General features: G+C 74.4%; 7 protein-coding genes. 6 read left to right on the top strand and 1 reads right to left on the bottom strand.

What is annotated here, in order from left to right; translation table 11 throughout:
• The 5 genes from CCN33_RS32180 to CCN33_RS21750 all read left to right on the top strand — a co-directional run.
• Nucleotides 1–450, top strand: a 450-nt coding sequence (locus CCN33_RS32180; RefSeq protein WP_167387915.1) for a hypothetical protein, incomplete at its 5' end; no start/stop codon positions are given.
• Nucleotides 447–1,139 carry a thioesterase II family protein gene (locus CCN33_RS21765; RefSeq protein WP_086695232.1) on the top strand — a complete coding sequence of 231 codons (693 nt, stop codon included), beginning with the start codon at nt 447–449 and terminating at the stop codon, nt 1,137–1,139. The genes CCN33_RS32180 and CCN33_RS21765, both read left to right, overlap by 4 nt.
• Entirely contained in the window at nt 1,136–2,551 is a 1,416-nt protein-coding gene (locus CCN33_RS21760) for a serine hydroxymethyltransferase (protein ID WP_086695231.1), read from the top strand. Before CCN33_RS21765 ends, CCN33_RS21760 begins: the two co-directional genes overlap by 4 nt.
• Nucleotides 2,548–4,965, top strand: coding sequence for a non-ribosomal peptide synthetase (locus CCN33_RS21755; RefSeq protein WP_086695230.1), 2,418 nt, complete (start codon nt 2,548–2,550; stop codon nt 4,963–4,965). Before CCN33_RS21760 ends, CCN33_RS21755 begins: the two co-directional genes overlap by 4 nt.
• A gap of 79 nt (nt 4,966–5,044) precedes the next feature.
• The gene (locus CCN33_RS21750) at nt 5,045–5,551 is read left to right on the top strand and encodes a flavin reductase family protein (RefSeq protein WP_086695229.1); all 507 of its coding nucleotides are present in this window, start codon (nt 5,045–5,047) and stop codon (nt 5,549–5,551) included.
• A gap of 11 nt (nt 5,552–5,562) precedes the next feature.
• Here CCN33_RS21750 and CCN33_RS21745 read toward each other — a convergent pair whose 3' ends face one another.
• Entirely contained in the window at nt 5,563–6,264 is a 702-nt protein-coding gene (locus tag CCN33_RS21745) for an SDR family NAD(P)-dependent oxidoreductase (RefSeq protein WP_086695228.1), read from the bottom strand.
• A gap of 102 nt (nt 6,265–6,366) precedes the next feature.
• Between CCN33_RS21745 and CCN33_RS21740 the strand changes: the two genes are divergently transcribed.
• On the top strand, nt 6,367–6,673 hold a 307-nt coding region (locus tag CCN33_RS21740), incomplete at its 3' end, for a helix-turn-helix domain-containing protein (protein ID WP_140394617.1).

Raw genomic sequence — 6,673 nt, 5'->3', positions numbered from 1 at the left:
CCGGACCTCGAGGACGCGATCGGCTGCCTGCTCACCACCCTGCCGGTGCGGATACGTCGCCCGGCCGAGGCCGGCGCCTGTGAGCGCACCTGGACGACCTTCACCGACGGGCTGTTCCACATGGACCTCCCGCAGGACGACCTGGTCCGCGCCGTACGGACCCGCCCCGGCCGCCGTATGCCGCTGTACCAGGCCCTGTTCGCCTACGAGAGCTGGCCGCGCCCCGTCCACGACGCGGGCACGGTCCGGATGCGCACCGCACCCGTCACCCCGCTCGGCACCCAGGCCGAGGTGCTGTTCCAGTTGAACGAGCTGCCCGGCCACCGCCTGGAGGGGATGCTCCAGGCCCCCGCCGGCGGGCTCTGGGCGGGACGTCTGGCCGCGCTGTCGGACGCCGTCCGGCACCGGCTCGCCCTGCTCACGACCACCACTGAGGAGATCGCCAGATGACACTAGTGATGTGTCTGCCGTACGCGGGGGCCGGTGCCGGCGTCTACCGCTCCTGGAAGGCCCTGGCCACCGACCGCGCCCGCGCCGTGCCCATCCAGCTACCGGGCAGAGAGGAGGAGTTCTCCCGGCCCCGCTACACCTCGTTCCCGGAGTGCGTCGCCGACGTCACCCGCCGCATCACCGAGGCCGCCGCCGGCGAGCCCTTCGCCGTCTTCGGCCACAGCTTCGGCGGACTGATCGCCTACGAGGTCACGCGCCATCTCTGCGAGACCGGCGGGCCGGTACCCGAGCGGCTGATCGTCAGCGGCACCCGCAGCCCCCGCTACCGCGGCTACACCGGCCTCAGCGACGATGACGACGAGGCCGTCAACCGGCTGATGAGCGACAGCGCGCGCGGTTTCGAGGCCCTGAACAACCCCGAGCTGCGCGCCATCCTGCTGCCGACGCTCCGCTCCGACGCCCGGCTCCTGGAGCAGTACGGCGACTACCGCCCCGAGGAGTGCGACCCCCTGCCCGTCCCGCTCACCGCGCTGCGCGGGGTGTCGGACACCCTGGCCACCTCGGAGGGCGTCGCCGACTGGAAGACCTTCACCACGAAGGACTACGCCGAGTACGAGATGCCCGGCGGCCATCTCTACCTGCTGGACTCCATGCCGGAACTGTGGCGCGTCATCGAGGAGCAGCTATGACCGTGGCCCCCCTCCCCCCGCTTCCGGCCGAGGCGGAGTACGGCCAGCTCGGGCTCGCGCGAGCGGGACTGGCCGAGCTGCGCCGGGAAGACCCCGAACTGGCGGAGCTGCTCGACGCGGAGGTCCGCGACCAGGACACCACCCTGGCGATGATCGCCTCCGCCAGCATCGCCGCCCCGTCCGTCCTCGCCGCCGGCGGCTCCGCGCTGTCCAACGTCACCGCCGAGGGCTACCCCGGCGCCCGCTACCACCCCGGAGCGGCCAACTTCGACGAGGTCGAACGGCTCGCCGTGAGCCGGGCCGAGGACCTCTTCGGGGCGCGGTACGCCAACGTCCAGCCGCATTCGTGCTCCTCGGCCAACCTCGCCGTGCTCGCCGCCCTCGTGCCGCCCGGCGGCACCCTGCTGGGGCTCGACCTGGACGCGGGCGGCCACCTCACGCACGGCTCCCCGGCCTCGGTCACCGGACGGCACTACCGGGCCGTGCACTACGGCCTCGACGCGCACGGCCTGATCGACTACGAGCAGGTCGCCGCACTCGCCGCCGAACACCGCCCCGCCGTGCTGATCGCGGGCGCCAGCGCCTACCCCCGCACCCTGGACTTCGCCCGCTTCCGGGAGATCGCCGACTCGGTCGGCGCCTACCTCCTGGCCGACATCTCGCACATCGCGGGCCTGGTCGCCGCCGGGGAGCACCCCAGCCCCGTCGACCACGCGCACATCACCACGACCAGCACCTACAAGCAGCTCGGCGGGCCGCGCGGCGGGCTCATCCTCAGCGGCCGCGACCACCGGGCCGCCGGCCCCGACGGGCGCACTCCGCTGGACCGGCTGATGCAGCGGGCCGTCTTCCCGCAGAGCCAGGGCACCCCCGCCCCCGCCGCGATCGCCGCCAAGGCCCGCGCGTTCGCGCTCGCCGCCGAGCCCCGCTTCGCCCGCACCGCTCGGCTGACCGTCTCCGGGGCCCGCGCCCTCGCGGCCGAACTGGGGCGGCTGGGGCACCGGGTGCTCACCGGCGGCACCGACAACCACATGGTCCTGATCGACCTCCGTGACAGCCGGCTCACCGGTGTCGTCGCGGAACGGGCCCTGGAGGAGTGCGGCATCCTCGTCAACCGCAACCGCATACCGGGCGACACCCGGTCCCCGCTGGTCACGAGCGGCGTCCGGCTGGGCTGCAACATCCTCGCCCAGCGCGGTATGGGGCCGGAGCACATGCGGGAGTGCGCGGAACTCATGCACGCCGTCCTTGCCGCCACCACACCGCTGAGCGACACCGAGTACCGCGTCGACCCCCATGAGCGTGTCCAACTGCGGGAGCACGTGCGGGCGTTGTGCGCCCGCCACCCCCTGCCGCACGCGACCGTCCGGGCCGACGGCCCCGGTGCCCTCGGAACAGGAGCCGCCCTGTGAGCCCCGACACCATGACCGCCGCCCCTCTCGCCGCCTGGCCCGCCGTACTCGTCCCCGCCGACCGGCCGCGCCGCGCCGGTGCCGAACCGCGCGCCACCGGTGTGGTCCGGGGTGCCCTGGCCGGGGACGGCGCGGCGGCGGGCGACCTGCTCCTCGCCTGCTTCGCCGCCCTGCTGCACCGCCTCACCGGCCAGGACCGGATCTCCGTCGCCACCCCCGAGGGCCTCACCGGATACGCCGTCGCCGAGGACTCCACCCCGGCCGGTCTCGTCACCGGCCGTACGTCCGTGACGGCCGCCGCCGACGCGGGCACACCCCCGGTGGCGGCGGTCCTCGGCGCCGCACCGCAGGACGCCCCGCCGTACGAACTGCACCTCGCCCTGGTCCGGCGGGGTGCCGAGTGGACAGCCGAACTGCGCTACGACGAGGGGCTGTTCACCCTCGACACGGCCCGCCGCGTCCTCTCCCATCTGCGCACCCTGACCGCACACGCCGTCCAGGACCCGCACACCCCGGTGTCCCGGCTCGCCCTCCTCACCGCCGAGGAGACACACCGGGTCCTGACCGAGTGGAACGACACGTCGGCCGACCTGCCGCACTCCACCTGCCTCCACACGGCGTTCGAGGAGCGGGCCGCGGACGCTCCGGGTGCGCCCGCCGTCGTCCACGAGGGCCGCACCTGGACCTACGGCGAGGTCAACGCCGCCGCCAACCGGCTGGCCCACCGCCTCCGGGAGGCGGGCGTGGGAGCCGACGTGCGGGTCGGGCTGTGCCTGGAGCGCTCGGCCACCCTGCTCGCCGCCGTACTCGGGATTCTCAAGGCCGGTGGCGCCTACGTCCCCCTCGACCCGGACTATCCGAGCCGGCGGCTCACCACCATGCTGGAGGGCACCTCCTGCGCCGTCGTCGTCACCGACCGGCTCCGGGCCTCCGTGCTGCCCGCCCCGGCACCCGGCACCGACCGCCTCGTCGTCCTCGCCGACGGACTCCTCGACGGCACCGCCCCGGAACTCACCGGCCGTCCGGAGACCGACCCCGGGCGCACCGCCGGCCCGGACGACCTCTGCTACGTCATCCACACCTCCGGCTCGACGGGCCTTCCCAAGCCCATCGCGCTGCGCCACCGAGGCGTCGTGAACAACCTGGCGGACCTCAACTCCCGCTACGGCGTGGGCCCCTCGGACCGCGTCCTCGCCCTGTCCTCGCCGAGCTTCGACATGTCGGTGTACGAATTCCTCGGCATCACCGCCGCCGGCGGAACCGTCGTGGTGCCCGAGGCGGACCGCGCCAAGGACGTCGCGTACTGGGCCCAGCTCTTCGACCGGTTCGACGTCACCGTCTGGAACTCCGCCCCGGCCCTGCTGGAACTGGTCACGGAGCACCTGGAGCACACCGGGAGCGCGGCTCTGGCCCGGCTTCGCCTGGTCATGCTCGGCGGCGACTGGGTCCCGGTGTCCCTGCCCGACCGGGTCCGGGCGCTCGCCCCCGGCGTCCGCTTCGTCGTCCTCGGCGGCGCCACCGAGGCGTCGATCCACTCCACCCTCTACGAGGTCGTGGAGACCGACCCCGCCTGGACGAGCATCCCCTACGGCAGGCCCATGGCCAACCAGCGCGCCTATGTCCTGGACGACGCGGGGCAGCCGGTTCCGCCCGGCGTCGCCGGCGAACTCCACCTCGCCGGCACCGGCCTGGCCCGCGGCTACCTGGACCGCCCCGAGCTGACGGCCGAACGGTTCCTCGAGTGGTCGTACGGCGACGTGAGCGACCGCCTCTACCGGACCGGTGACCTGGCCCGCTGGCGCCCCGACGGTGTCCTGGAACTGCTCGGCCGCAAGGACTTCCAGGTCAAGCTGCACGGACTGCGCGTCGAACTGGGCGAGATCGAAGCCGTGCTGCGCGCCCACCCCGCGGTGCGGGAGGCCGTCGTCACGGCCAGGGAGGACGCGGCCGGCGGCCGGCACCTGGTCGGCCACGCCGTCGCCCACCCCGGTCCCGCGCCGCGACCCGACGAACTGCGCGCCCACCTGGCCAAGGCACTGCCCTCCTACATGGTGCCCGCGGCGATCCTCGTGCTGGACGAGCTGCCTCTCAACGTCAACGGCAAGCTCGACCGCAAGGCCCTCGGCGCCCTCGCCGTCACGCCGGACGAACCGGGCTCCGGCCCCGCCTCCACCGAGGCTCCGGTCGGCGCCTGGGAGGAGTACATCGCCACGGTGTGGCAGGACATCCTCGGCACCGAGCCGGTCGGCCGCGACGACGACTTCTTCGCGCTCGGCGGCGACTCCATGTCCGCCCTGCGCTGTCTGACCCGCATCGGCAACGGCCTGCGCTGGCCCGACCTGTTCCGCCACCCGACGGTCCGGGGGCTCGCCGCCCACCTCACCGCAGCCGGATGCACCCCGCCGTCCGCCTGACGCGTACCGGCCCGGTTCCCGCCCGGTGAACCGGGCCGGTCACGCCCGCGTCCCCGTACCCGCCCATGGAGGAGAAACCGTGACGGTCCACACCGACACCGACGCGCCGCCGCTCACCGCCGAGGCGTTCCGGTCCGTCTTCCGGCACCACGCGGCCGGAGTCGCCGTGGTGACCGCGCACGCCGGCCGCCCGGCCGGGTTCACGGCCACCTCGCTCTCCTCCGTGGCGGCGGCGCCGCCCACCGTCTCGTTCTCGATGAGCACCGCCTCGTCGAGCTGGCCCGTCTTCCGGGAGGCGTCCCACGTCGGGGTGCACATCCTCGCGGAGAGCCAGCGGGACCTCGCGGCGACCTTCGCCGCCGGCGGACCGGACCGCTTCGCCGCACCGACCCGCTGGCGGCGGGGCCCGCACGGTGTCCCGCTGCTGGACGGCGTACTGGCCTGGCTGGTGTGCCGGGTCGAGGCGGCCGTCCCCGCGGGAGAGCACCGGCTGATCGTCGCCCGCGCCCTCACGGTCGAACCCCCTTCCGGCGGCCGCCCGCTGCTGTACCACGACCGGGCCTACGCCCGGCTCAGCGAGGGATGACCTTCCGGCGGCTACCAGGGCAGCACCCCCGCCTGCTCCTGGAAGGTCCCGCTCACCTTCTTCTCGCACGCCAGCCGCACGATCACCTCCGCGCCCTCCGCCACGCTCCGCGTCCCCGTGTGGTGGTTGAGGTCCGTCGCCGTGAAGCCGGGGTCCGCCGCGTTGATGCGCAGGTTGGGGAACGCCTTCGCGTACTGCACGGTCAGCATGTTCAGGGCGGCCTTGGAGGCGGGGTAGGAGAGGTCGGGGTAGAAGTGCTCCGGGGCGGACGGGTCGGCGAGGGCGCGGGTGAGGGCCAGGCCGCTGCTGACGTTGACCACGACCGGGTCGGGGGAGCGGAGGAGGAGGGGGAGGAACGCCTGCAGGACGCGGACCGGGCCGAAGACGTTCGTCTCGAAGACCTCCCGGACGTCGTCCGCCGTGACCGCCGCCGGGTCGACGAAGCCGCCGTCCGGGCGGCGCGGCTCGATGCCGGCGTTGTTGACCAGGACGTCCAGGCCGCCCGCCGCCTCCAGCGTGCGGACCGCCGCCAGGACGGACGCGTCGTCGGTCACGTCGAGCCGGACGAAGGACGCGCCCAGTTCCCCGGCCGCCCGCCTGCCCCGCTCCTCGTCGCGGGCGCCCACGTACACGGTGTGGCCCTCGGCCAGCAGGCGGCGGGCGGTCTCGAAGCCGAGGCCCTTGTTCGCTCCGGTGATCAGTGTGTTCGTCATGGTTCCAGCCTCCGCCGCCCGCCCGTCGGCAGCCAGAGGGCCGGTTTTCCTGGGACTGGTGGTACCAGGCGGGCGTACGCCCCGCGCGGCACACTGGACCGTATGGCGAGCGCGGAACTCGGGACGGCGATCCACCGCTGGCGGGACAGGCTCCCGCCGGGCGAGGCGGGGCTGCCTCCGGGCGGCCGCAGGCGGGCCTCCGGGCTGCGGCGGGAGGAGCTGGCCCAGCTCGCCGGGATCTCCGTCGACTACGTGACCCGGCTGGAGCAGGGCCGCGCCACCAACCCCTCCTCCCAGGTCGTGGAGGCGCTCACCCGGGCGCTGCGCCTGTCGGCGGCCGAGCGGGACCACCTGTACCGGCTCGCCCAGCTCGTACGGCCGGTGGACGGCGCGATCTCCGACCATCTCC

Source organism: Streptomyces recifensis, assembly GCF_002154615.1.
GTDB lineage: Bacteria > Actinomycetota > Actinomycetes > Streptomycetales > Streptomycetaceae > Streptomyces > Streptomyces griseoluteus.
This window is presented reverse-complemented; position numbering and strand designations above follow the sequence as displayed.

Bases quoted from the DNA above. Each gene is read 5' to 3' on its own strand.
- CCN33_RS21745 (WP_086695228.1), bottom strand. From the start codon at position 6,264: ATGACGAACACACTGATCACCGGAGCGAACAAGGGCCTCGGCTTCGAG.
- CCN33_RS21765 (WP_086695232.1), top strand. From the start codon at position 447: ATGACACTAGTGATGTGTCTGCCGTACGCGGGGGCCGGTGCCGGCGTC.
- CCN33_RS21760 (WP_086695231.1), top strand. From the start codon at position 1,136: ATGACCGTGGCCCCCCTCCCCCCGCTTCCGGCCGAGGCGGAGTACGGC.